Here is a 22,527-nt window from a genome sequence, read left to right as displayed (position 1 = left end):
GGAAGCCGGTCAGGTTTGGCACCGTATCAAAATCCGCGGCATAGATGGCGAACCGTCCCGACTGGCATGGTGCGACAAGCTCGGCGCGTCAGAAGTGTGCGTGTAAAGTTGTATTCGTCGTTTTGTAGAGGGTCGGCGGATGAGCAATAACCAAACCATTTATAAAACAGGCTGGTTCGCTTCCACGACCAAGCCTGTGCGGATCGGCTTTTACGAGACTCACTGGTTGATCGGCTCGTTATCCAAATTGCGCTTTTGGGATGGGGCGACGTGGCGTGAAGATGACCAGGTTTGTAGCAGGCAAGACTACACATGGCGCGGACTTGCTCGCGTCGGCCAGAATCTGCGCACCGACGACGTCGCCGAGCCCAGCGCCGAACGTGGACCGATTCCGCACGAAGTCGTGAGCGCAATCGCGAACGGTGCGACGCCATCTAGAGCATGGCGTGAGCACCTTGGCCTGAAACAGATAGAAGTCGCGGCTCGCCTGGGCATCAGTCAGCCAGCCTACGCGCAGCACGAACGAAAAGAACGGCTGCGCGAGTCTTCGCGCGAAAAGATTGCGGCCGCGCTCGGAATCACAGCGGATCAACTCGACCTTTGACCAGAGGCATATTCGTTCGTTGGCCTTAGGGTCGAGCTGTGGAAATGCATCTTGCCGAAACTTACAGGCAGCTTAACCATCCTGGCGCGGACGTTTGCATCGCACGGGCGACGGGTCGATGCGGGTCGAACTGAACCGCTCAAAGTCACTTTGCCCGGACACTGATCATCGTCACGGGGCATATACGAAGCAAATATCAGTTCGGTGATTTTTGAGTCGAAGCAGATTGGGACTACGAAGATAGCGAAACCCGAACTTGCAAATACCTTCCAAAAGAAAGGAAATTGCAAGATCGATGTACCGCAGCGCCAACTCGAAGAAGATATCCAGCGAACGGACGCATGCCGAAATCGCGGGGACTGGTCGATCTGGCGCTCCTCACGTGGGAAAACTGCCCGCGTTTTGAGCCAGCACGTTTTTTAACCTGATCACCGCTTGGAGCAGAACATCTGCGCCACTGAAAGGCGACAGTCAGAATGTTGCCCGAAAACTTTCATTCTTTAGTGGTCCAATTCGCCAGCTTCATCCAATAGTTGGTCCGTCGCCTTTCTAACAACAAACGCCAGCACCATCCGCACTTCCAGACGGAAGGGCTGGATAGCGAATGTGGAGCCCCCTAATGTTTCGCAGAACCCTTTTGCCGATTCCGTTTGCCGCAGCACTGTTTGTGCTGACCGCATGCGGGAGCAGTAATAACGTCAGCTCTCCTGCCGCCGCCTCTGCCCCTAGCTCCGCCGCCTCTGCGCCGACGGCTGCCGTATCGGCGCAGGATTCGCTGGCCACCGCAACACCGATCAAACACCTGGTCGTGATCTTCGGTGAAAACCGTTCCTTCGATCACTACTTCGGCACCTACCCGAATGCGCAGAACCCGGTTGGTGAACCCGCATTCACGGCGGCGGCAAATACGCCGACCCAGATCAACAATCTGAATCAGAAATCACTTCTGACGAGCAACCCGAACTTCCTGAACACGGCCAACAACGCGGCTTCCGCAGGCAGCGGTATCAACCCGTTCCGGCTGGACCGGAGCCAGGCCAACACGAACGGCCAGTCGCACGACTACGCGAAGGAACAGCTTGCCTACGACAACGGCGCGGCTGACCTGTTTCCCAAGTACACGGGGAATAACGGTGCAAGTAGCGGTTCGACATTCGGTACGCCGGGTCTCGTGATGGGTTACTTCGACGGCAATACGGTCACGGCGCTCTGGAACTACGCCCAGAACTTCGCAATGAGCGACAACATGTACACGGACACTTACGGTCCGTCGACGCCAGGCGCACTTGAAGTCATCTCGGGACAAACGAACGGTGGCGTTCCCGCGAACGGCGCGGCGCAAGGCGACAACGTCATCGCCGATGGCGCGGGAGGCTTCACGGTCAATGGTGACTCCGACCCGACGGGCGACGTGTGCTCTTCGACGTCCACTACCGACAATGTGTCGATGACCACGGCCAACAAGAACATCGGTGACCTGCTCAATGCGAAGAACATTACGTGGGGCGGCTTCATGGGTGGTTTCAATCTGACCGCCACAAACCCGAATGGCACCACGGGATGCAAACGCAGTTCGTATTCGCCCGTCCTCGGAGCAACAAAGACGGACTATGTGCCCCACCACAACTGGTTCGCGTACTATCAAACAACGGCTAACCTGGCGCACACCCGCCCGACCTCGACTGCACTCATCGGCCAGACGGATCCGCTCGATTCGACGGCTACGCCGGTGCACCATCAATATGACGTCAATGACTTTTTCGCTGCCGTCTCGTCGGGTAACTTCCCGTCGGTCAGCTATCTGAAAGCGCCGGCAGTCGGCGATGGCCACCCGGGTAATTCGGATCCGATTGACGAGCAGGCGTTCTACACGAAGGTCGTCAACTTCCTCGAGCAACAGCCGGATTGGAAGAACACTGCCGTCATCATCACGTACGACGATTCGGACGGTTGGTACGACCATGCTTATGCGACGCCGACGACTTCGTCGTTCGACGCTACCGCCGACCAGTTGAACGGCGCAGGTACGTGTAACGCAACGGGCGCAACTCAAGGCGTTGGTGTGACGGGCGCTGCAGTGAACGGTCGTTGCGGTCCGGGCACGCGTGTGCCGCTAATCGTGATCTCGCCGTATGCACGTACCAACTACATCGACCATACGCTGATCACCCAGGCATCCGTTGTCAAGTTCATCGAAGACAACTGGCTTGGCGGCACGCGTCTCGGTGGCGCATCGCACGACGCGACGACGGGCAGCATCAATTCGCTGTTCGACTTCACGAATGGCGGCAGCACGCCGGTGGTTTATCTCGACTCGAATGCTGGTACCAAGCTTTCCTCTGCACCGGCGACGAACTAGGTAGTCAGACTGACGTTTCCGATTTGACTGTCCGTCATGCCGCAGGGAAGTACTGGTCAATCCTGAGGCATGACGTTCAGTGAACGGACCGTTGATAACAGACAGTCAGTAAAGGCGTCGAGCCAGCCGGTACGGTGGCTCGACTTGCTTATTTGCAGTTCAGATTTGCTACAGCTATCGCCATGAATCTTCCTTCGAATGCCACCTTACCTTCGCAACTTCCCACCGGACACGACCCATCGCCCGACGCTGCGAAGCGCACGCTGCGCCACCGGATCCTGTGGGTACTGCTGAGTATCGTGCTGGCATGCGTTGTCGTAACTGGCTACGCGCTGATCTACCCCGAACGTATGCCCACGGCGATCGGCGAAAAGATCCAGGATTTAACGGGCGCGAACGCTCACCCGATCACGCTCCTGCGGCCCCCGGTCGCGCCGCTTAGCGCAGCGGCGCTATTGGGCAGGGACATGTTCAATGATCCTTCACTGTCGGCGTCGGGCAAGCAGTCGTGCGCGTCGTGTCACAGCGCCGAACATGCTTTCGGACCACCCAACGATCTTTCGGTGCAACTGGGCGGCCCCCACATGACGGACGCCGGCTATCGGCCGTCGCCGTCAATCGCTTATCTGTACCGCCAGGCGCCGTTCAGTATCGGCCCCGATCAGGGCGATACCGACGCTGCACCGGTCAGTCTTGATGTGCTTGCGTCTGCCGCTCAAGGTGTACAACGCGCCCAGAAAAACGCGGGTGTTGCCCCCGCCGCGCCCGCAATGGTGCCGCAAGGCGGGTTCTTCTGGGATGGCCGCGCGAGCACGCTTCAGGATCAGGCGATTGGACCGCTGACGAACCCGGTGGAGATGGCGAACCCGAACATGCAGGCGGTCGCCGACAAGCTGATGCACTCGAAGTACATCGGTACGATGAAGCAGTTATTTGGTCCGCGCGTCGTCAACGACCCTAACCTGCTAGTGTCGGAAGCCATGTTTGCGATTGGCCGCTACCAGTTCGAAGACCCTGCGTTTCACCCCTTCACAAGCAAGTACGACGCATGGCTCGAAGGACATGCGCGTCTTACCCAGGCCGAACTGCGAGGGCTGCGTCTATTCAACGACAAGGACAAAGCGAATTGCGCCGGTTGCCACCTGAGCCAACCGAGTTCCGACGGACTGCCGCCGCTATTCACGGATACGCAGTATGAGGCCCTCGGCGTTCCGCGGAATCACGAACTTGCGCAGAACAAGGATCCCAAGTTCTTCGATATGGGCGTGTGCGGGCCGTTCCGGACCGATATGCCAAAAGATACGCAATACTGCGGCATGTTCCTGACGCCGACCCTGCGCAACTCGGCAACGCGCGGCACGTTCTTCCACAACGGCGTCTATCACAACCTTAAACAGGTTATGGACTTCTACAACCTTCGCAACACGAACCCGGCGAAAATTTACCCGCATGACGCGTCGGGCAAGGTTCTCGTGTATGACGATCTACCTGAACAATACCGTGCGAATATCGACGTTGCTGACGCCCCATTCGATCGCAAGTTTGGCGACAAGCCTGCGATGACGGATCAGGATATCGACGACATCATTGCGTTTGTGAAAACGCTGAATGACGGCTACGAGAGCATTCCCAAGTAACTGCTGGGCTGAAGGCGAGCGCTTCATGCGCTCGACGCGCACTGGCCAAAGTCGTGCAACGGGAGGACGGCAGTTGCCTCCCGGTCACCGATTGTGGGATTGCGGGATTGGGGGATAGTTCATGTATGCGGCGCGGTACCCCGCGCGAAAGAGGAACAATCTGGAAGACTGATTTTCAGTCGACCGCGTTCCCACTAGTCGCGCAGGCCTGCCGCATTGCGCGCAGGACAATCGGTTGCATCTTTTCATTCCACGAGTCGGGATGTGCATCGAGGTATTGATCTACGATGGTGCCGATCTGTCGTGCATCGGCGTGCATTGCTCCGACGCAGCGCTGTAGCTTCCCGATTTTCGTATCCGGCGCTCCAAACGCAGGAGCATAGGAGAAGCCGTCGAGCACACCAATCACGTAAGCAGTACGCAGTGATTGACTCCCTCCTCGAAAGAGTTTTCCAGTGAGAAAGCCATTGCTCGGCTCGGACGCCGGACTCGCTTGAACGAGAGAGCAAAATGCGATGAGTGCCACGGCGGCCAATGATCTGTTCATCTGATGTCGATTCAAAAGGAAAGAGGGCACTATTGTGTGCCACCAATGTGACGATTGTTACGCTGACACATTCGCCGCTGGAAATGCATTCCAACCCGGCCTGCCGGGTTTCGTCGACTCGGATGTCGTCTCGTTCTCCTACAAAAACCGTTGCCCTTCAGCGGCAAATTGCCTCTCTGGTACGATGTTTCGGCTAGAAAAGCGAATGCGTATATTGGTTGCAGGGCTACCGAAAGACACATACACACAGAAGGGCCAGATAGCACCCTTCTGTGTGTACGGTGTCTGAAAACGAAGGCACGTCGCCCCACATCCACATTGTCACAATGAGAATGTATTCCCCGCAGGAAAAATAGAATGAGTGGGCGTATTGTGCTTGTTGAAAAGAACCTTGAATCGGCAGAAGTTCTGTGGACGAATGCCATTCGCTGCGGTTTCCGCCCCGAACTTGCGTCCAATCTGGATGCGGGACTAACGATGTTAGCAAGTGACCCGTTACCGGATGCGTTGATACTGGCCTGCGGAAACAACAAACCTGGATATCGCTCTTTTCTGAAAGCGCTTCGATTAGCAGTCCGCACCCGGCACCTTGCCGTTATCGTCATTGCTCCCGCTGGCGACGAAGACGACTGCATCGACACCCTGACGGCTGGCGCCGACGACTATGTCACAACCCCCTTCTCTGCTGTCGAGCTCTTCGCCCGGGTTAAAGCAATTTTGCGTCCGAGGCCCACGTCGACACCGGAGCCGTTTCTTGTTTTGGGGGAGCTCTCGTTAGACCCAAACACTCACAGAGTTTTCGTGCTGGATTCTGACAAGCGGACTGACCTTTACCTCAGTCCGACCGAGTTCAAATTGCTTCACCTTCTGATAAAACACGCGGGCGAGGTTCTGTCGCGCGAAATTATCGTGAAGAGTGTCTGGGGCGAAAAGGACTCAGTTACGCCACGCATAGTAGATGTGCACCTTTGCAGAATACGAGCAGTACTGCGTCAAGCCCGATGTTCGTACCCGATAGAGACCGTGCCACGGGTGGGATATCGAATATCGAGGTAAAGCGTCTTTTGAGATAGCGTTGGAGCGGGATCAAGGGATGCACGTCTTCGTACGCTAAGGTTGGGCAACGGAGGATCGTCTGATAGGTGGTAAGCGGACAATTAGGAAAACGCCGTGGTGTCCTGCCACGATCAAGCCGAAAAGAGCCCACATGCGTGGGCTTTTTAGAATCAGAACAGGCCTGCCGGCTGCAGAGCCTCGTCCCAACTGAAGATGATCACTTCCTTACGGGCCGCGGCCCGGTCGGCACTGCCAACGATGTACTTGATATCGACGGTTTCGATGTGAAAACCGGCAAATGCCCGTCGAATGTCCGGATGATCGTTCAGGCTAACAATCGCTCGCCCCTTCAGCGATCGTAGTCTGGCCGCCATCTCGAGGTATTCGGAATACGGAAACGGCACACCATAACCCTCTGTTTCCCAATACGGCGGATCCAGGTAAAACAACGTGTGCGGTCGATCATACTTGTCGATACACGACTTCCAGTCGAGCCGCTCGACGAACGTGTTGGACAAACGAAGGTGCGCGGCCGACAACGTCTCTTCGAGCCGAAGCAGGTTCAGCCCCGGTGGCGTTGTCGTCGCCGTGCCGAACGACTGCCCTTCGATCTTGCCGCCGAAACAATTCTGCTGCAGATAGTAGAAGCGGGCCGCCCGCTGGATATCGGTGAGCGTTTCCGGGATCGTGTCCTGCAGCCACTTGAATACCTGGCGACTGCTGAGCGCCCATTTGAACTGGCGCACGAATTCTTCGAGGTGGTGCTGCACGACACGGTACAGGTTCACCAGTTCGCCGTTGATGTCGTTGATAACCTCGACCTTCGCCGGCGGCCGCATGAAATACAACGCGGCCCCGCCCGCGAACACCTCGACATAACACTCATGCGCAGGAAAGCGCGGGATGAGATGGTCTGCCAGACGGCGCTTTCCGCCGATCCAGGGAATGATTGGAGTTGCCATATGTGGATTGCCTTGTTGGGAATTTGTTAGAATTCGCCCCGCCTACCGGTAGGTGTCAGGGCTTTGGCTAATTCACTGGCTGGTTCAGTGGAAAGGCGGCCGGGGGAAATGCTCGAACATCACCCCGGTCGCCCTGTCTTTTCCGCAGCCGCGCTACAGCGACGCGGTGCGGTCAAAGTAACTTGCTAATGCTAGCTTTGCCCTTCTGCCGGCGACCGCGGCATTGATGTGCGATCTGGCGAAGTCGCCTGCGCGACGATGGTGTCGGGCGACACCGCGAACTGCGTAATCGCAGCGGCCTGCCTGTCAGCGTGCGAGGATGAGCCGAAGAAATATTCCTTCGAGCCAAGCACCATCGCAATCAGAATCCCGAACAATGTATCGAGCGCACGCATCACGCTGTCGTCCACGGTGATCTGTTGCGCCGCGAGCAGGAACTCCAGTCCGATCACGGCAAAGAGTGCCGTCGTATACATATAGGCGAGATTGCGCGCCGTATGGTCGTGCTCCACCACCGCAAAGTTTCGTGCGCTCGCGCGATCATCGGCCGCTACCCTGTCGGCCTGCACGTGGATGCCGGCCATGTTCTCCGCATGCGTGAAACCCGCCTGCCGCATCTTCAGCGCGAAGTCATCGTCAGCCTGCTTCAGCGCGAGCAGTTGCTCGGGCGTCATCTGCTGGCCGGTCAGCGCCGATCTGACAGCATCGACCGAACCATCGGACAGACCGAGCTTGCCAGCGATTGCCGAAGCAGCCATCGCAGCAATGCCGGGTACGCCGCCGGTCAGGGCCGTGACAAGCCACGGCGCCACCGTTTTCAGGAAGTCCATCATGCGCTCACCCCAAATGCACGATTGAGTTGCCAGCCATATTCGAACGTTTCGTTCTCCACGCGCTTTTCGGCACACTCGATGTAATAGACAGACTGCTGCGCGGTCACCATGCCAAGCAGCACCCGGTGGCCGTCCGCACCGCGCGCAGCGAGGAAAGCCTTCAGCGCCGCGATCGTCATGGCGCCGATGCCTCCGTCGACGTTGATATCGGGAAAGGCGCGCTGGTTCTGGTTCAGCACGTTCAGCGCACGTTGCATGAACCGCACGCCCATCACCTGCCCCGCGTTCACGCCGATGTCGAACAGCTTGTCGGCGAGCGCGGGTGAGAGCGCATCGACCAGATCGAACTTCGGTTGCAACCAGTAGCGGCTGCGATAGATCTGCGCGGCCGTCGACCGTGGCATGTCGCGCATCGCGTCGGCATAGCCGAATGCGCGTGCGACCGCGACCGTGATGCCCCACATCGTTTCGCCACCGGAGTCGGCCGCGTTGTTCGAGTACCCGCCCTCGCGGCCAATCAGCGCGTCGATTTTTTCGTCAAGTTTCATTGCTTCGTTCCTTATTTCGTTCCCCTGGTCACGGTCTGTTCAAGCACTTCGAGGCGCTGCTGCTGTAACCGGTTGAGGATGTCGCCTTCGTTGATATGGGTGAACACCCACACGATTGAGCCCACCAGGAAGGTCTGAACGATACCGAGCACAATCCCGAGCACCCACATCGCGCCCCTCGCCGTGTTCTTCATCGCAGCGACCCTGTCGTCGACGTCGCCGATCTGCTGCTCCAGCGCGTCGCGCTCCTTCTTGCCCTCAGCCACACGCGCCCACAGCAGCTCGATATCCTTGCGTGCGTTCTGGTTGTGAATCGCCATTTCCGCAATCGCACGATCGAGCGCGGCGACCGGCTGCACCGATGTCTTGATGTCCTCAAGGCTTGCCGCGACGCTGCGCAGCTGCTCGCCGAAACGCGCGATCTGCACCGCCAGATCGTTGTTGTGCTGTTCACCCATCGGACCGTCCGTTCAATAAAAAAACCGCCCCACTCAACTTGTGCGAGCGCGGGCGGTTCGTTGTCGTGCTAGTTGTTGTCTTCTGTCGATCGCGTCAGTGCGACTGCGCTGGCACCACGAGGTTGATCTTCCTGCCCTTCTTTTTCTCGTGTCCGACCTTCGCCTTGCCCTTGTTACCGGCATTAAGTTCGACCTGTGTTTCCCAGCTACGGCCCGCGTAGGTGTTCGTTACAGACTCGATCAGGAAATCCCCGTCCGCGTCTTTCTTGAAGCCCTTCAGCGTGACTGTCTTCTCCGCCGCGAAATCGGCCCGGCCCGTCATCGTCATCGTGCTTTTCGCGGTGTGGTGATTGAGCTTCTGCAAGCGGGCCTGTGCGGCCGTTTTCGCCGCCTCGGGACTCGCGAATGCATGCCGCTCGGTGTGCACCGCGGATGCACCGGGTGGCGCATCAGGATTCGGAATCGTGAGATCGATCTTCTTTCCGGTCTTCGTGTCATGCACTTTCGTGCGCACGGCGACGAAGCTCGCGCGATCGGGAAACGTGATCTCGTAATCGAGCAGCGAGTCAGGCGTCAGCATGATCGTGGGCAGCGACTTCCCACCCGCGCTCCTGCCAGCGCCACGGCCGACCACGATCAGCTTGCCGGCCTTCACCGTCGCCGTTGCACCATGCTGCCGCGCAAGACGCGTGATGAAGTGCAGGTCGCTCTCGCCAAACTGGTCGGCACGCGGCACCTGGGCATCGACACTACACGCGGCTGTCCACCTGTTGCGCCGCGCAATGTCACCAACGACATCGGCAAGCTTCACGTTCTCCCAGCTACCGTACCGGTGCGTCTTCGCCGTGGCGCGCATATTCGCCGGCCTGCCGCGGATCACAACCGATGCGGGCGGCCCCTTCAGCGATATCTCGTCGACCGCGTACTCACCCAGGAACGACAGACCCCTGCCGCTCCAGCCGAGCGAGATCTTCAGCGTGGCACCCTTCGGCGGAAACTGGATCCTGCCGTCGCGATCGTCGAGCTCGATCTCGCACTCGTCAGACTCAAGCCCTGGTTTGTCCACCGTCCGGATCCGCAGCACGCGATCCTGGATCACGCGCGTGATGTCGTCGCCGTTCGCGACGATCTGGAAAATAGCCTGCATCGCCCCTCCTATGTCCAGAGCTGGACCGGTTCATCGCGCTGCACGTCGAGATCAGGCAGCGCGATGATGATTCCTGAGACAAACGGCTGCGTGCGTGCGGCCAGCCCCGGATTTGCCTCGTACACCGCCTCGACAACGCCCGCGAGCGCCCCGTAGAACGCATAGCAGATCTCGTCGAGCACGTCGCCGTCAGAGGTTCTTATAGTCTTCGCCATAGCGGCCGAACTCCAGGCTGAAGGTCTGTTTGCGCGGTGCGCCGTCCGACATCAGCGCCTCCTGCTCTTCGTCGACGCCCTGCAGATACCAGCGACCAAGCACTTCGCCGTAGCCGGTCGTGAGCTGCACGGGCACCATGCGGCCGCCAATCGCACGCAATGCGTCGATCTGCTTCGCTCCGGCTCCGTATGCGGCGAACACAACGCCTGACAGCGTGATGGTCTCGCCGCCCTGGCTGACCGCCTGCAGTGCCTCCTGGCGGTTCAACCGCTCCTGCGATGCGACCTTGTACTTCGTGGTGCGCCGCAGCTTGTCGAACGCCGCGGTCGACAGGTTGAAGTGGAACGTGTCGCCCGCGTCGGACGTGAGCGTCATCAGGTGAGGTGTGGCACCGGATGCACCGTCGAGCAGACCCGATAGCATCGCCCCCGCGCCCGTCGAAGTTGCAAGCGATGCGGGCGACGGCGTCTCCTTGATGCCCGCCCACGCATTGAACTTCGTACGGACATCCTTGAGCGCCGTGTTCACCGAGTCGGCCGCCGACTTCACCAGCGGGTGATTCGACGCCGTCGCAATTTTGAGGACACTGTTGACCGACGATTGCACGGCGTTGAAGCTGCGCACTACCGTGCCGACCTTTGGATCCAGATCGCCCGCGACCGACAACGCGCTGCCGGCGCCGGAGAGCAATTCCGCGGCGCTCGTCAGATTGCCGGTAGCGAGCTTCTGCAGCACTGCCACCGTGTTCGCACTCGCCGGCCGGTTGCGTTCATATACGCGGTTCATATTGCGCACGCGTTCGGTCGCAATGCTCGCCTGCGTCGCGGCCTGCGTGATCTGTCTTGTGAAATCCACATTGCCTCCCAAAGTGGCGTGCTACAGGTGAGGGCTATCGAACATCGCCGAGCGGTTGTTCTTCGCCAGTTCGTCTTTCATCAGGCGCTGCAACTGCGGCGACACCTTGGCAAGGAAGCGGTCCGCCGCGTCGTTGCCCGGCTCGCCCTGGAACGTCACGTGAAAGACTGGTGCAAAGCTGTTCTGCTGGTCGATCTTCGCCACTGGTTTGTCAGCGCCGGCCGGTTTTTCGAGCGCCTTCGCCTTCGCGAGCGCTGCAGCCACCGAGGGTTGCTGTGCGTCATCGCGTGAGAACGCCAGCTTCGCAATCGCCCCGAAGGCCTTCTCACCCGCGAACGTCCCCAGCGCTCCACCCGCCAAACCGCCAACCGCAGCGCCCACCGGCCCGCCGAACGCACCGATCACGGCGCCAACCTTCGCACCCAGGATGCCGCCGGCAAGACTGCCGGCGATCCCGGCAAATCCCTGCGCCTTCGCTGCCCGCGTGTCGTCACCCGTCGCCACGGCGTATGCATTGTTTGCCGCCAGCCCAAGCTTGAGTACGGTGCCTGCGAGAGCAAGCTTGCCGGCATACGGCATCACACGACCGAGTACGCCGCGAGCTGCCCCGAACACACGGGCAAAGCGCCCGCCTTTGCCTGCGGCGTTTCCGGCTGGGCCGCCTTTACCCGCCGCAGCCAGTTCGTCAGCGACCGCGCCGGCAGCACCACCCAGCCCGCCAGCGCCGCCCGGCATGTTGATGACAAAAACCCGCTGCACGCCGGCCGATGCAGCGGCACCACCGAGCGCCTCGATTGCGCGCCCCACGGGACCGGCTGCACCTGTGCCCTTCGCACCGCCTGCGCCGCCGCGCGCGACGAGAATCGAACCGCGCGCAATGTCGAGTGCGCCGCGACCAATCTGGAAAAGTGACTTTGCGCCGCGATACGCGATCAGGCTGGCCGCAATGCCAGTGACCGCCATCGTCGTTTTCGGTGCGGCGTCCGTAATCTTCGCCAGCCCCTGGCCCGCCGTCTTCGTCGCGTTCCCGACAGCGTCGGTCACAGGCCGTAACGCGTCTCCGATGCTGCGCATCGCATCGTTCCATTGCTGCCCGACTTCACTCCAGATCTGCTTCGATGCATCGCGCCGGTCAGCGAGATCTTTTGCAATCTCGCCGCTCGCTTGCGACGACTCCTTCTTCAGTTTCTGGTACAGGTCAGCGTTCTGCAGGTACGCGGTGAGCGCAGCCTTCACCTGCATGTCGTTGAAGAGGTCACCTGTCTTCATCGTGTCTTCGAACGCGGCGATCTGCGCGCGGCGCTTATCCGGGTCGGACTCGCCGTTTATGCTCCTCGCGGCGTCGGAAAGCTGCTTTGCCTTGGCCGGATCGGTACGCTCGATATACGCGCGCGCCAGAACGAAGGAAGCCTCGAGCGTCGACCAGCCCTTGCCAATCGCTTCATGCATTTTTGCTTCGTAGTCGACGCCGGCCTTTTTGTAGTTGCTTGCGGTTTCATTGGATCCGATCTTCGAAAACCAGTTTTTCAGGTTGTTGGCCGCTTCGTCTGCATTGCCGGCCGTCTTCATCTGTACCTGCAACATCGCGCCGAGCTGCGTGACCGAGTCCTGCCCGGTGATGCCGATCTTCTGCATTTCGGCAAGCAGCACTGGAAACCAGCGGGCCATGTCCGCCGATTCGAACGATCCTTCCTTGCCGAGAAACGCGATCGCTTCGAACGCTTTCTCCATCTGCTTCGGGTCGGTGATCTTCGCGTTCTGCTGCAGCGCCTGGATCATCCTCGCGGTCTCGACCGTGGTCGCCGCCTGACCAATGGAGAACTTCGCGGCAAGCGGCGCGAAGTCGAGCGCGCGACTCACATCCATGCCGCCCGCGACCATCTGGTTGACTGCGTCGGCGAGCTCGTTGCGGCCAATGCCGTTATCGCGCGCGTCACGACGGATACGCTCGCCCATCGACGCTTCCTGCGCCGAGCGCGCAATACCTGCCTTGATCGCGATGTCGCGGATGATTGCCTGATAGTCCGCGGAGATCGTCGCCGGCACCGCAACCGCTGCCGAGAATTTGACCGCGTCGCCAATCACGCCGCGTGCTCCCTCCCTGCCGGCGGCGATACGCTCCTGCCCGGATGCCTTGAGCTCAAGGCCACGCACGGTGCGGCCAAGGCGCGAATACGCCCGGTCGAGTCTGTCGACCTCGACGCCGTTCTCGCGCAGCGTGCGCAGGTTCGATTCAATCTTTCGACGGATACCGTCCGCCGCACGGTCGCCGGCCGCGTGCAAGCGGCGAAACTCGTCCTGCAGCTTCACTGTCTCGCCGATCGTGCGCTGCCATAGCCGCGTCTCGTTTGCGGTCTTCCGCAGCCCGACGATCCGCGAACTGGTTTCGGTGATCGCGCGCCCGAATGTCGCCGACACGGCGCCGCCGATCACGATCCCGAGTGCGATGTCGCTTGCCATCAAATCCCCCTGTCATTTTCCCGCTAATCCGTCAGCCACCAGATCACCTCATCGAGCGTCATCCCGTCGATCGAGGTGGGTTGCACGCCGTGCTCCTTAAGCAGCCGCTTTGCCAGCGCCTTGAGCGTTTTCTGGCTGATTCTTGCCAGCGGATGTGAGGCGAAAGTAGGCATCCTGGACGCGGTGATAATCACCGAGATCCATGCCCTCCAGGTCATTCGGCGACACGCCCGCGAGCGCCGCGAAGATTGCCAGTTCCTGCCCTTCTTCGTCGCCCGGGGCAATCTTCTGCGCAGCGCGCATGTCACGCACTTTCGGGCGCCGCAACGTCAGGGTGTCGCGCACCACGCCGTCGAACGTCGCCGGATAATTCAGGCGGATCGTGACGCTGTCGACACGATCGGTTGCATCGCTAGCCACGTTGCTATCCACATTGCTGTCCATCTGTTCCGCCTCCAAATAGAAACGGCGAACCGTATGGCCCGCCGTTCATGTCAAAAAGTAACCTTGTCGCCCGACCCGCTTTTACATGCTGCTGTTACATACCAATGGCCTTGCGGATCTCGGCGAGCTGGTCAACGCCGTTGATAATGCGCACCATGCCGAGCACATCTATCTCGTGCACGACAGCACCGTCGATCTCCAGCTTGTAATAGGTCAGCGACACGGTGAATTTGGCGTCGACCTTCTCGCCCGGTTTCCAGTCGCCGCCGTCGACCTCTGAGAGCATCCCGCGAAACGTCGCGGCGACGGCCTTGGTCGCGCCCTTGATGTCGCGGAATGCGCCGCGGAACACGCCGTTGAATGCCGTCGCGTCGGCGAGGCCGAAGAACCTCAGCACATCGCGCTCCATCGTCGACATCTGGAACGCGGCCTCGAGCGCTTCCATGCCGAGATCGATCTTGACCGGCGCGTCCATCCCGCCGGCGCGATGATCGTCGGTCTTGATCTTAAGTTTTGGCAGCGTGCACTGCGTGGCTCGTCCGGCGAAGCCCTTGCCGTCGCTATACACGTTGAAGTTATAAAGTGTTTCCGGAGTCACGCGTCACCTCTCGGTATCTGTATCAGGGGTTGGTATCGAGCACTTCGGTCAGCCACTGGTTGGTGACCTCAAAGCGGAAGTTGGGGTTTTCTGCCGGCGGCACATCGGTAAAGCGGATGTTCCAGTACACCTTGCCGTCCTCGAGCTGCGTCGCGGTGTTTAGCTCCGGATCGGCGTACACCTCGAAGTTGATCAGGGCACCCTTGTTTTTTAGATCGCGCATGAACGCCTGCAGCCCTTCGGTGACATCCGTCACATAGGTGGCCGTGATGCCGCGGTCGACCGCCCATTTATGCCCCGCCAGCACCGCGTCCATCACGATGTCGAGCGTGCGCACGCGCGTGACGAACTTCCATTTCGAATCGCTCGACAGCGTGCGGTTACCCCAGAGGCGATATCCGCCGTCGCGAATGATCGTCGCGATGTTGGCGTTATTGAGCAGGTTCGCGCGGCACGTCTCGTCGCCATCGAGAAACTCGATCGGCCGCTTCGTACCCGTGATATCGGTGATTTCCTTGTTCGATGGCGATGCCCAGAAACCGATGTTCGCGTCGGTCTGACAGAAAAGGCCCGCCGCGAACGACGACGCTGCCGCGTCAACGTCCGCGTTAGCGGTCGTATCCCAGATGGTCGCGCCGGGATCCACCATATAGAGCCGCTTGCTACCAAAATTCTGCGCGTAAGCGATCGCCGCCTCGTCGTCGGTGTTCGGCCCGTCGATAATGCCGATCGCACGCAGCTTGCCAGCGAGGGAATCCATTGCGGTTGCGACCGGCTGTTTCGACGAGAAACCGGGAGCGAGCAGCAGACGCGGCTGCACGTTGTATTTCGACTTTGCGTCGAGCATCGTCTGCAGACCCGTACGTGCACCGCCGGCACTGACACCGCCAATGACCGCCGAGGTGAGCGCTGCCGGTTCGCCGCCGGCCGCGATACCGGTCGCGACGATCACTGCCTTGCTCTGCGCATAGATTGTGCGTGCGGACTGAGCGATCGCACTGGTTTCGCCAAACGCCGCGACGGCCTCCCGATAGCTCGTCAGTTGCACCGGCACGTTCGGTGCGGCCAGGTCCGCACCTGGCGCGTAGGTATTGACCATGCCGATGATCGACGAACTCGGCACGGTGATGGTGCGCGGCCCGGTGTCGACCAGCGACACCGTCACGCCGTGGAAAAACGATGTTGCGCCCATGAAGCTCTCCAGGGAAATGACAAAAAGAAAACCGCCCCCGGAAAACAGAGGGCGGCTGGAAAGTGTTGAACGGAGAATTCCGCGACCGGCTAAGGCGAAGGCGATGTGCTGTCCTGCGCGGCGAGGAAGTCGGGCCGCGACGGCAACTCAACTTCAGGCCAACGGTCGTTTAGCGGCAGGTCGCGCAATGCCTTGCGATAGTTGAGCAGCGAGTCGAGCTGGTCGGCGGTGAGCGTGGTGCCTTTGCCGATCATCAGTTCGTCCTGGTGGCGAGCGGCATACCAGTCACTAAAGCGCAACGCCGCATCGCGCTCCATGCGCTTCGCCGCGTCGAGTTGTGCCTCAGTGAGCGGCAACGGATCGAGCAACACCGGCACACCGTTCAGATCAATGGCCGTGCGCTTGCCGGAAGCCTCGCCAGTAAGCATCGCCTTGTGTTGCGCGGCAGTAATGGCGACGACCTGGAAGCCTTTCGGCGGCGGGCTTAGTGCGTCGTCGTAATAGCCGGTGATAGTCCGGTTTTCGTCGTAGGCTGCGAATTTTTGACCCATGATTAGTATCCGATGGCGATCCAGTTAGCCCCGGACGCGTTCGCGCCCTTGGCGGTAGTGACATAAACGTTGATTTGCGCCTTGCTTGCACCAGTAATCCCGAACGGGTATGTGCTCTGCCCTGAATCGCATGCCACCCCCATCATGTATGCGTTAGGAAATGCAATGGGAAGTGGGATGGTTGCGCTGTATGAGTTAGCAGCGAGCGAGTAGAAACCCCATTGAATAATCAGGCCGCCCAGCCACGACGGAAAACAGAAGTAGCCGATAGTCCCAAAGGAAAACGCAAATCCCGCGCGCAGCTTCTTAGGCGTCACCGTCATGGTGTCGTCGATGCCAGCGTTCGTGATTGCCTGCGTGGCGATCTTCGCGGTGCCCTGCACCGTCTCTGTGGCTTGCTCGGCCTTGAACCATTCAGACGTAATGAGCGCCTTCGTGTTGTCGCCGGCGGCCGGCGTGGTGCCGTTGACGATGCCGCTTGCGGCAGCCGTCAGCAGGCGCGCGAGTGCTGCAAGATTGGATGCGAGTGACATTGTTCTGTTGCCTCATTCAGTTACGTTATTCGCGCTAAATGCCTGCCGAACCTAATATCCGATGGCGAGCCACCACGTGTATGGAGAGATGGCCGTCTGGTTGTTGTTCCAGACAGTAATCAAGCTGTTGGTTGCCGTAACGCCGATGCTGGGATTCGTGCCCATCCAGGCGCCAGTCTGAATAGGGGCACACAATCCAATCAGAACGGTGTTAGGGAACGTAAGCGGCAGTAACTGATTTGCAGACCCCAAAGCCCCGATTGCCGTGGTCATCTTTCCCCACTGCAAAATCAGGCCGCCTAACCACGACGGGAAAGCGAAATAACCATTGGCAGCAAGGAGAATCGAGAATCCGGCCCGCAGTTTCTTGGGCGTCACGATGGTGGTGTCGTCAATGCCCGCATTGGTCTGCGGCTGTGTTGCAACCTTCGCGGTTCCCTGATTGCCTTCGGCGGCCTGTTCACTCTTGAACCAGGCCGTATTCAGGACTTTCTGACTGTTGTCGCCGGGTGCCGGCGTCGGTGCGGTCGAACCGTCATACAGCGCGAGCGGGCCTCCCATGCTGTCGCCCGATTTCTTCACCGCGTTCGCCACGCTGAAGGTGGAGAACACGTAAATCATCAGGTCATCAGTTGCGACAAGCGGCACGGCGAAGTTGGCGGTCGAACCGTCTATGGCGATGAAGTCGGGCGAAGCCGCGGTGCCTGGCTTGAGCATCGCGCCGTTTTTTTCGATCATCAGCGCACCAGGCGTATAGCCGCCTATGATGGTCAGGCTCGTGCCCGTCTTGCCGGTGACAGGCATCCCGCTAAAACCCGCCTGCCCGCCCGCGCTTGCGAACTTCATTACCTTGCCGTCGCTGCACACGATGACAGGCGAACCAACCGGCAGCACGACGCCAACGCCACCGGCGACTCTGGCGGTGATGTTGAAATTGCCGGTTGCATTGTTTTCGATGATCCACTGACCCGTTTGAGCCGGGAAAAGTAAATCCTTCGGCGCGGTCAGGCCGCCGGCGAGTGACAGCATTGCGACGCCGTATTGATCGGCGGTCAGCTTCACTGCGGCGTCGCCCGCCACGTCAACCGTTTGCCGCCCGTCTGTCGCCTGAAACAGCGCGGCCATGTTCGCGGCACGCGTGGACATGTCGCCCACCGGCGGCGTCACCGTGCGCGCCATGCCGCCGGTGATGGACTGGATTACCCATGCGCCGCCGGCGGCGACGTTCAGAGTCTTCGTGAAGCGTGCGCGAACCTGCGTGCCTGCCGGCAGATCGCTCGCCGACAGATTCGCATGGTCGCCGCCATAGAGCGGTAGCCGGGCGATGCCGCCCTTGGCCGTGCCGTTCGGCGTGAGCGTGCATGCGTCGTCGTTGGTGAAGGCGACAACAAAACACACTTCCATGCCTTCGACGAGCTGGGTAGCAGCCGGCGTGAGGTTCACGACGATATTGTTTTTTGTGCCGGTGTCGGGCGCATAGGTTGCGCCGCCGTCCTGCAGCCGGGCGCGTAGCCATGTCGTGCGGTTTGCGAGCTGGCGCGGCGGAATATTGTCCACGCCGTCAGGGCCACCCATGACGGCGTCAGACGTTTCGAATTGCCGGATACCTTCTTCCCACTGTTCGGCTTCGACAAGGTTCGTCATGCGTTGATACTCCCTCTGTTGTATTGGCCGTCGTACCGGCCTACGCCATTGCGGCGAAGCGGTGCGGCGGTGTAATCGAGCTTGTAAAGTTCCGAGCGCTGCGGCGCATACCTTTCAAGCACGGCTTTCAGGTTGTCCGCCTGGTCGCGGGTAACCGGCTGTCTGAGTCGTACGATGTATTGCGCCCATTCGCCGCGATCGCGGCCGTGGACCCAATCGCCGTTATAGAGAGCCGTGCCATCGCGCCGGCGCACGTTGCGCCCTTCGACAAGGTCAACTTCGCCAAAGCCGAGCCGCCGGATAACCTCGCGGATTGCCCATGGCGTGCCGCGCTTCTGGTGCAGTGGGATCGCAGCCTTGATAAGCGCGCGACGCGCGTCGTCGGACTCGGCCAGCTCCCAACCGTCGACGGCAAGCGCCCATGCGAGCCAGGGCAGCCAGCCAGCAGGGCATCGGTCGGCATCCCAGAGCGTGCGCAGGATCTCCGGATCGACACGCGGGGCCATGACAATCGCCAACGCCGTTTCCAGCGGTGTCTGGTTAGCTGGCAAAAGGGCGTCACGCATCGTCCACCTTCATGTTCAGCACGATCGACGTGCAATTGGCGAACTGCCGCGGCGTACAAACGACGTGCGCGGTCGGCGATCGCAGATCGACATCGACCACACCAGACCCAGGCGGATGCAAAGCACCGTAGATAGCGGAAAGCGACATTCCGGCGCCCAGCTTGCGTGCACTGGCGATTGCCTTGTTTAGTGCCTCGCGACGTGCCTCGAAAACGGCTTCCCGCCCCGGCCCGCTACCGACATAGACGTCGGCCACCACACTAAAATCGACGCGCTCACTAGCAGTCACCAGCACCTCGTCGTTCAGCGGCCTCACCTCTTCCGGCGTCAGTGCTGCCGTCACCGTGTCGATCAACTGCCTGACCGGTACGCCATCGCCAGCTGCTGACAGCAGGGTCACGCGGACGGTCCCCGCCTTCGGGCGATCAACCTTCACATCCAGCACGTCCGCTGATGCGTTCATTGCCAGTGCAATGTAGCTGCCGGAGGGACCCGCAACAGTCGAGCGCTCGATCGACATCTGCGCGCGCAACTTCAACCTGTCGTCGCCCTCGAGCGTTGGCGCGACAGGTGGGATGGCGTCTGCGTCGCCCGGATCGATGATCGCCCGTCCGATGTCAAGCAATGCCGCCAGATGCTCGAGATCGGCACCGGTCGAGAAGGCCAGCATGACGGCCCGCGCGGCGTCGTTGACGCGCGCGCGATGCCTCACTTCGCGGTACGCCGCAAGCTCGATAAGTTTCACCACGGGATCGGACTCCAGCGCCGCACTCCAGTCCGCGTAAATGCTTTTGAAATGCTCAAGCTTTTCCTGATAGATATCTTCGAAGTCGAGCATTTCGACCAGATCCGGTGGATCGATCGCAGTCAGATCAATGGTTGTCACGTTGTCACCTCGAAAACCAAGTCGTCCCCTTCATAGACGCCCTGAATGCGAAAGGTCACCTTGCCGTCAACGATCGATGCGACCGCGACGCGAGACACCTTGATTCGAGGCTCCCAACGCCCGATCGCGCGGGCAGCTTCGGACTGCGCTGACGAAATCCAGCCACGCGATATCGGCAGATCGACCATCCGGGGAACATCGGAGCCATATTCAGGGCGTTCGCGTCGCGTACCCTTTCGCGTCGACAGGATGTCGCCAATGCTCTGTTTCAGATGCACCAGGCCGGTAATCGGCTTACCCGTCTGCCGGTCCATACCAACGAGCGCCGTGTTCGCGCCCATCGTCAGGATCCGTCCGCAGCGCGTTCGAATTCCGGATGGCGCTCAAGCGCGGCGATCTGTTCCTGGTCGGATAGCACGACAGTGCTCCTGTCGACTGCCCGTGTGCTGCCGTCTTCGAATACGATCGTGCGCGATCTGAAAGCCCGGTCGCGGAACGTAACCTGCACGGCCTCTGTCACGTCGGTAGGCCCAGGTAGCCGTGCAAACTTCGGAATCTCGCGCTCTTGCGGCATATCGGAACTCCAATAAAAAAACCTCGCGCGCAGGCGAGGTCAAAGTCACTTTCCTGATGGTCCATGAGTTCATGGCTCTATTCTTTCAATGGCGGATCGCTCGGCGCACCTTCCTGCCTCACAAAGTGCTGGTGATCTGGCAGCGAAACACCCTTCGATTTCACGGTGCCTGTGAAGCTCGCGTCGCCGTCGATCTCGGATGCAGGACCGCCCGCCGCATTGCTACCGGTCATGCCGCCCTGGAACGTCAGGCGCTTCTGCGTCGTGCTGTTACCAGTAAAGGTCGAGTCCGGCGCATCGACGAGCAGCTTCGGCGCGGTCTGCGTGATGCCCGAAGCCGTCAGTTCCATCTGCGTTTCGCCGATGCGGAAAACGATCCGGCCGCCAGCCGGAACCGACATGACGTATTCGTGCGCTTCGTGGTCATAGTGCTCGTACGCTCCGTCCGGATAATCGGTTGCAGTCAGGTTCGCGGCGTTGCCGTTCGCACCGCCGTGTGTGTCACTGTAGAAACCGGCCAGTACGAATGCGCCGGCAAGCGTGCCGGACGGCGCCAGCACGATCGCCTGCTCGCCGACCGATGGCGGACACCAGGTGCGAACCCGCCCGGCCGCCAGCGTCTTCCATGGCAGCAGCGCGCTGACCCATTCGCCGTTACGCACGCGGCAGCGGGGCGGATCGTATTGCACGCTGTCGATGAAACCCGCCTGCACAATGCTGGCGATCAGCCGATCGATCTCGCCAATCTCGTAGTCGCTCATGTCCCTGTTCCTGTCGCCACTCCTTCTGGCAGATCCTGCGCGGGGTCCCAGTAGCGTCCGTCCGCGCTACCCGTGTCCGGATCAACGCCCCACAGCACCGCCGGCGCGTCAGACGGAACATCAGGTGGAAACGGCGTCACCACGTCGCCGAGATCAAACTCGTGGGTCCACTCGACGAGCCAGACGAGATACGCGTCGAGCTCGGGCTTGAAGGGATCGTCCCCGATCTGCACCAGTCTGGCCGGGGTCACCGGCACGTCCCACGTCTGCGCATGCACGGCGCACGCAATGCGCGCGGCCAGTTGGCGCACAGCGAGATCCGCGTGGGGGCCAAGTGGATCAAAAATCGCCCGCGCCTGAAAGCGCCCGATCAGCGACGTCTGACCGGTGCCGGGATCGTGTCCCGGTTCCATTTCCGACAGCTCGAGCGCAATGCTGGGCGTTGGAATCTTCCGGCCGATGCGCGGATACGCATCGATCGGCGAGATATCGGGCAGCCTGGCACGCAGGCCCGCGATCATCGCGTCATGCAGCGTTTTCAGGTTATCGAGCACGCCGGATACCTCCAATCGCCTTCTGGATTTCGTAGTTCACTTCCTGCCGCAGGATGACCATCAGTCGTGCCTCGCACATCTGCGCCGCCCGACGAAACGCCGGGTCGCCGGTCTTCGACCAGTTCACCGTCACGACCTCGAACGGCGTGCGGGCCTTGCCGCTTCGCTGGTAGATCGGGCCATCGGGTTTCGCCTTTGTCTGCCGCCATGCGCCATCGAAGGTGAACCGTCCCGCGCGCATGCCCCTGTTCGTTTCACGCACGGAGCCAAGCCGGTGTGCTTCGACTGGATTCAATCCGAGCCAGACCTTGCCCGAATCAGCCGAACGCATGAAGAAGTACAGCCGGCTACGGATCACCTTCTGCGGGATCTGCGTACCGCGGGAAACTTCCTTGCCTGTCTGGCTTCTGATCCAGGCTGCGGTCTTGCGCAGCGTGCGGCGCCACGCAGCCTGCATGGAAGACGGCGACAGTCCATGCAGGGCAGCAGTCACTTCCCTGACGTCAATCTCAACCTTCAGTGCGTCCATCAGCGTGGCCTCA

The 22,527-nt window shown here is 60.5% G+C and carries 25 protein-coding genes and 1 pseudogene; 4 read left to right on the top strand and 22 right to left on the bottom strand.

Features of this window, described 5'->3' with window-relative positions; genetic code table 11:
* Positions 1–379: 379 nt before the first annotated feature.
* From BCY88_RS40130 to BCY88_RS30660, 3 genes and pseudogenes are all read left to right on the top strand, one after another.
* Positions 380–604 (top strand): annotated as a pseudogene (locus BCY88_RS40130) (helix-turn-helix domain-containing protein); the annotation flags it as partial.
* A 619-nt stretch (positions 605–1,223) separates the two neighbouring features.
* Positions 1,224–2,963 carry a phospholipase C gene (locus BCY88_RS30665; protein WP_120347904.1) on the top strand — a complete coding sequence of 580 codons (1,740 nt, stop codon included), beginning with the start codon at positions 1,224–1,226 and terminating at the stop codon, positions 2,961–2,963.
* A gap of 182 nt (positions 2,964–3,145) precedes the next feature.
* Positions 3,146–4,600 carry a cytochrome-c peroxidase gene (locus BCY88_RS30660; RefSeq protein WP_120347903.1) on the top strand — a complete coding sequence of 485 codons (1,455 nt, stop codon included), beginning with the start codon at positions 3,146–3,148 and terminating at the stop codon, positions 4,598–4,600.
* Between the two features lie 175 nt (positions 4,601–4,775).
* Here the strand turns inward: BCY88_RS30660 and BCY88_RS39645 are convergent, their stop codons facing one another.
* Complete coding sequence (locus tag BCY88_RS39645; RefSeq protein WP_147408574.1) at positions 4,776–5,147, bottom strand: Rap1a/Tai family immunity protein; 372 nt, start codon at positions 5,145–5,147, stop codon at positions 4,776–4,778.
* 357 nt (positions 5,148–5,504) lie between these two features.
* On the opposite strand from BCY88_RS39645, the gene BCY88_RS30655 reads away from it, so the two are divergent.
* Positions 5,505–6,203, top strand: coding sequence for a winged helix-turn-helix domain-containing protein (locus tag BCY88_RS30655; RefSeq protein WP_120347902.1), 699 nt, complete (start codon positions 5,505–5,507; stop codon positions 6,201–6,203).
* A 170-nt stretch (positions 6,204–6,373) separates the two neighbouring features.
* Here the strand turns inward: BCY88_RS30655 and BCY88_RS30650 are convergent, their stop codons facing one another.
* From BCY88_RS30650 to BCY88_RS30550, 21 genes are all read right to left on the bottom strand, one after another.
* Positions 6,374–7,165: a DNA adenine methylase gene (locus tag BCY88_RS30650; protein ID WP_120347901.1), complete on the bottom strand. Its 792-nt coding sequence runs from the start codon at positions 7,163–7,165 to the stop codon at positions 6,374–6,376.
* 191 nt (positions 7,166–7,356) lie between these two features.
* Complete coding sequence (locus tag BCY88_RS30645) at positions 7,357–7,998, bottom strand: hypothetical protein (protein WP_259461561.1); 642 nt, start codon at positions 7,996–7,998, stop codon at positions 7,357–7,359.
* Positions 7,995–8,546 (bottom strand): glycoside hydrolase family 108 protein, encoded by a 552-nt coding sequence (locus BCY88_RS30640; protein WP_120347900.1) that lies wholly within the window; start codon positions 8,544–8,546, stop codon positions 7,995–7,997. The genes BCY88_RS30645 and BCY88_RS30640 overlap by 4 nt, the downstream gene beginning before the upstream one ends.
* Positions 8,547–8,557: 11 nt before the next feature.
* A complete protein-coding gene (locus BCY88_RS30635; protein WP_120347899.1) occupies positions 8,558–9,004 on the bottom strand; it encodes a hypothetical protein in 447 nt (148 codons plus the stop codon).
* Between the two features lie 94 nt (positions 9,005–9,098).
* The gene (locus tag BCY88_RS30630; protein ID WP_120347898.1) at positions 9,099–10,151 is read right to left on the bottom strand and encodes a phage late control D family protein; all 1,053 of its coding nucleotides are present in this window, start codon (positions 10,149–10,151) and stop codon (positions 9,099–9,101) included.
* Positions 10,152–10,159: 8 nt separating this feature from the next.
* Positions 10,160–10,366 (bottom strand): tail protein X, encoded by a 207-nt coding sequence (locus BCY88_RS30625; RefSeq protein WP_120347915.1) that lies wholly within the window; start codon positions 10,364–10,366, stop codon positions 10,160–10,162.
* Positions 10,341–11,222: a phage tail protein gene (locus BCY88_RS30620; RefSeq protein ID WP_120347897.1), complete on the bottom strand. Its 882-nt coding sequence runs from the start codon at positions 11,220–11,222 to the stop codon at positions 10,341–10,343. Before BCY88_RS30620 ends, BCY88_RS30625 begins: the two co-directional genes overlap by 26 nt.
* A 21-nt stretch (positions 11,223–11,243) precedes the next feature.
* Positions 11,244–13,682 carry a phage tail tape measure protein gene (locus BCY88_RS30615; protein ID WP_120347896.1) on the bottom strand — a complete coding sequence of 813 codons (2,439 nt, stop codon included), beginning with the start codon at positions 13,680–13,682 and terminating at the stop codon, positions 11,244–11,246.
* 96 nt (positions 13,683–13,778) lie between these two features.
* A complete protein-coding gene (locus tag BCY88_RS30610) occupies positions 13,779–14,126 on the bottom strand; it encodes a phage tail assembly protein (RefSeq protein ID WP_120347895.1) in 348 nt (115 codons plus the stop codon).
* A gap of 94 nt (positions 14,127–14,220) precedes the next feature.
* Positions 14,221–14,724: a phage major tail tube protein gene (locus tag BCY88_RS30605; RefSeq protein ID WP_120347894.1), complete on the bottom strand. Its 504-nt coding sequence runs from the start codon at positions 14,722–14,724 to the stop codon at positions 14,221–14,223.
* A gap of 22 nt (positions 14,725–14,746) precedes the next feature.
* On the bottom strand, positions 14,747–15,916 hold the full coding sequence (locus tag BCY88_RS30600) for a phage tail sheath subtilisin-like domain-containing protein (protein ID WP_120347893.1): 1,170 nt from the start codon (positions 15,914–15,916) through the stop codon (positions 14,747–14,749).
* A gap of 89 nt (positions 15,917–16,005) precedes the next feature.
* Positions 16,006–16,467: a tail fiber assembly protein gene (locus tag BCY88_RS30595; RefSeq protein ID WP_120347892.1), complete on the bottom strand. Its 462-nt coding sequence runs from the start codon at positions 16,465–16,467 to the stop codon at positions 16,006–16,008.
* Between the two features lie 2 nt (positions 16,468–16,469).
* On the bottom strand, positions 16,470–17,000 hold the full coding sequence (locus BCY88_RS30590; protein ID WP_120347891.1) for a gp53-like domain-containing protein: 531 nt from the start codon (positions 16,998–17,000) through the stop codon (positions 16,470–16,472).
* Between the two features lie 51 nt (positions 17,001–17,051).
* Positions 17,052–18,644, bottom strand: a complete 1,593-nt coding sequence (locus tag BCY88_RS30585) for a gp53-like domain-containing protein (protein ID WP_120347890.1) — start codon at positions 18,642–18,644, stop codon at positions 17,052–17,054.
* The gene (locus BCY88_RS30580; protein ID WP_120347889.1) at positions 18,641–19,210 is read right to left on the bottom strand and encodes a phage tail protein I; all 570 of its coding nucleotides are present in this window, start codon (positions 19,208–19,210) and stop codon (positions 18,641–18,643) included. Before BCY88_RS30580 ends, BCY88_RS30585 begins: the two co-directional genes overlap by 4 nt.
* Positions 19,203–20,096 carry a baseplate assembly protein gene (locus BCY88_RS30575; RefSeq protein WP_120347888.1) on the bottom strand — a complete coding sequence of 298 codons (894 nt, stop codon included), beginning with the start codon at positions 20,094–20,096 and terminating at the stop codon, positions 19,203–19,205. The genes BCY88_RS30580 and BCY88_RS30575 overlap by 8 nt, the downstream gene beginning before the upstream one ends.
* Positions 20,093–20,437 carry a GPW/gp25 family protein gene (locus BCY88_RS30570; RefSeq protein ID WP_120347887.1) on the bottom strand — a complete coding sequence of 115 codons (345 nt, stop codon included), beginning with the start codon at positions 20,435–20,437 and terminating at the stop codon, positions 20,093–20,095. Before BCY88_RS30570 ends, BCY88_RS30575 begins: the two co-directional genes overlap by 4 nt.
* A gap of 2 nt (positions 20,438–20,439) precedes the next feature.
* A complete protein-coding gene (locus BCY88_RS30565) occupies positions 20,440–20,670 on the bottom strand; it encodes a hypothetical protein (protein WP_120347886.1) in 231 nt (76 codons plus the stop codon).
* A gap of 77 nt (positions 20,671–20,747) precedes the next feature.
* Positions 20,748–21,431, bottom strand: a complete 684-nt coding sequence (locus tag BCY88_RS30560; RefSeq protein WP_120347885.1) for a phage baseplate assembly protein V — start codon at positions 21,429–21,431, stop codon at positions 20,748–20,750.
* Positions 21,428–21,985, bottom strand: coding sequence for a hypothetical protein (locus BCY88_RS30555; protein ID WP_120347914.1), 558 nt, complete (start codon positions 21,983–21,985; stop codon positions 21,428–21,430). Before BCY88_RS30555 ends, BCY88_RS30560 begins: the two co-directional genes overlap by 4 nt.
* Complete coding sequence (locus tag BCY88_RS30550) at positions 21,975–22,514, bottom strand: phage tail protein (RefSeq protein WP_120347884.1); 540 nt, start codon at positions 22,512–22,514, stop codon at positions 21,975–21,977. The genes BCY88_RS30555 and BCY88_RS30550 overlap by 11 nt, the downstream gene beginning before the upstream one ends.
* Between the last annotated feature and the right edge of the window lie 13 nt (positions 22,515–22,527).

It is taken from the genome of Paraburkholderia fungorum, from assembly GCF_003610895.1.
Taxonomy (GTDB): domain Bacteria; phylum Pseudomonadota; class Gammaproteobacteria; order Burkholderiales; family Burkholderiaceae; genus Paraburkholderia; species Paraburkholderia fungorum_B.
Note: the sequence above shows the minus strand (reverse complement) of the source record. Positions and strands in the feature narration are given on the sequence as shown.

What these genes read in the sequence shown, in the direction of transcription:
- BCY88_RS30595 (WP_120347892.1), bottom strand. Translation starts at nt 16,467, where the DNA reads ATGGGTCAAAAATTCGCAGCCTACGACGAAAACCGGACTATCACCGGC.
- BCY88_RS30630 (WP_120347898.1), bottom strand. Translation starts at nt 10,151, where the DNA reads ATGCAGGCTATTTTCCAGATCGTCGCGAACGGCGACGACATCACGCGC.
- BCY88_RS30645 (WP_259461561.1), bottom strand. Translation starts at nt 7,998, where the DNA reads ATGATGGACTTCCTGAAAACGGTGGCGCCGTGGCTTGTCACGGCCCTG.
- BCY88_RS30650 (WP_120347901.1), bottom strand. Translation starts at nt 7,165, where the DNA reads ATGGCAACTCCAATCATTCCCTGGATCGGCGGAAAGCGCCGTCTGGCA.
- BCY88_RS30560 (WP_120347885.1), bottom strand. Translation starts at nt 21,431, where the DNA reads ATGAGCGACTACGAGATTGGCGAGATCGATCGGCTGATCGCCAGCATT.
- BCY88_RS30570 (WP_120347887.1), bottom strand. Translation starts at nt 20,437, where the DNA reads ATGGGCGCGAACACGGCGCTCGTTGGTATGGACCGGCAGACGGGTAAG.
- BCY88_RS30615 (WP_120347896.1), bottom strand. Translation starts at nt 13,682, where the DNA reads ATGGCAAGCGACATCGCACTCGGGATCGTGATCGGCGGCGCCGTGTCG.
- BCY88_RS30635 (WP_120347899.1), bottom strand. Translation starts at nt 9,004, where the DNA reads ATGGGTGAACAGCACAACAACGATCTGGCGGTGCAGATCGCGCGTTTC.
- BCY88_RS30655 (WP_120347902.1), top strand. Translation starts at nt 5,505, where the DNA reads ATGAGTGGGCGTATTGTGCTTGTTGAAAAGAACCTTGAATCGGCAGAA.
- BCY88_RS30590 (WP_120347891.1), bottom strand. Translation starts at nt 17,000, where the DNA reads ATGTCACTCGCATCCAATCTTGCAGCACTCGCGCGCCTGCTGACGGCT.
- BCY88_RS30640 (WP_120347900.1), bottom strand. Translation starts at nt 8,546, where the DNA reads ATGAAACTTGACGAAAAAATCGACGCGCTGATTGGCCGCGAGGGCGGG.
- BCY88_RS30665 (WP_120347904.1), top strand. Translation starts at nt 1,224, where the DNA reads ATGTTTCGCAGAACCCTTTTGCCGATTCCGTTTGCCGCAGCACTGTTT.
- BCY88_RS39645 (WP_147408574.1), bottom strand. Translation starts at nt 5,147, where the DNA reads ATGAACAGATCATTGGCCGCCGTGGCACTCATCGCATTTTGCTCTCTC.
- BCY88_RS30580 (WP_120347889.1), bottom strand. Translation starts at nt 19,210, where the DNA reads ATGCGTGACGCCCTTTTGCCAGCTAACCAGACACCGCTGGAAACGGCG.
- BCY88_RS30625 (WP_120347915.1), bottom strand. Translation starts at nt 10,366, where the DNA reads ATGGCGAAGACTATAAGAACCTCTGACGGCGACGTGCTCGACGAGATC.
- BCY88_RS30565 (WP_120347886.1), bottom strand. Translation starts at nt 20,670, where the DNA reads ATGCCGCAAGAGCGCGAGATTCCGAAGTTTGCACGGCTACCTGGGCCT.
- BCY88_RS30600 (WP_120347893.1), bottom strand. Translation starts at nt 15,916, where the DNA reads ATGGGCGCAACATCGTTTTTCCACGGCGTGACGGTGTCGCTGGTCGAC.
- BCY88_RS30585 (WP_120347890.1), bottom strand. Translation starts at nt 18,644, where the DNA reads ATGACGAACCTTGTCGAAGCCGAACAGTGGGAAGAAGGTATCCGGCAA.
- BCY88_RS30610 (WP_120347895.1), bottom strand. Translation starts at nt 14,126, where the DNA reads ATGGACAGCAATGTGGATAGCAACGTGGCTAGCGATGCAACCGATCGT.
- BCY88_RS30550 (WP_120347884.1), bottom strand. Translation starts at nt 22,514, where the DNA reads ATGGACGCACTGAAGGTTGAGATTGACGTCAGGGAAGTGACTGCTGCC.
- BCY88_RS30660 (WP_120347903.1), top strand. Translation starts at nt 3,146, where the DNA reads ATGAATCTTCCTTCGAATGCCACCTTACCTTCGCAACTTCCCACCGGA.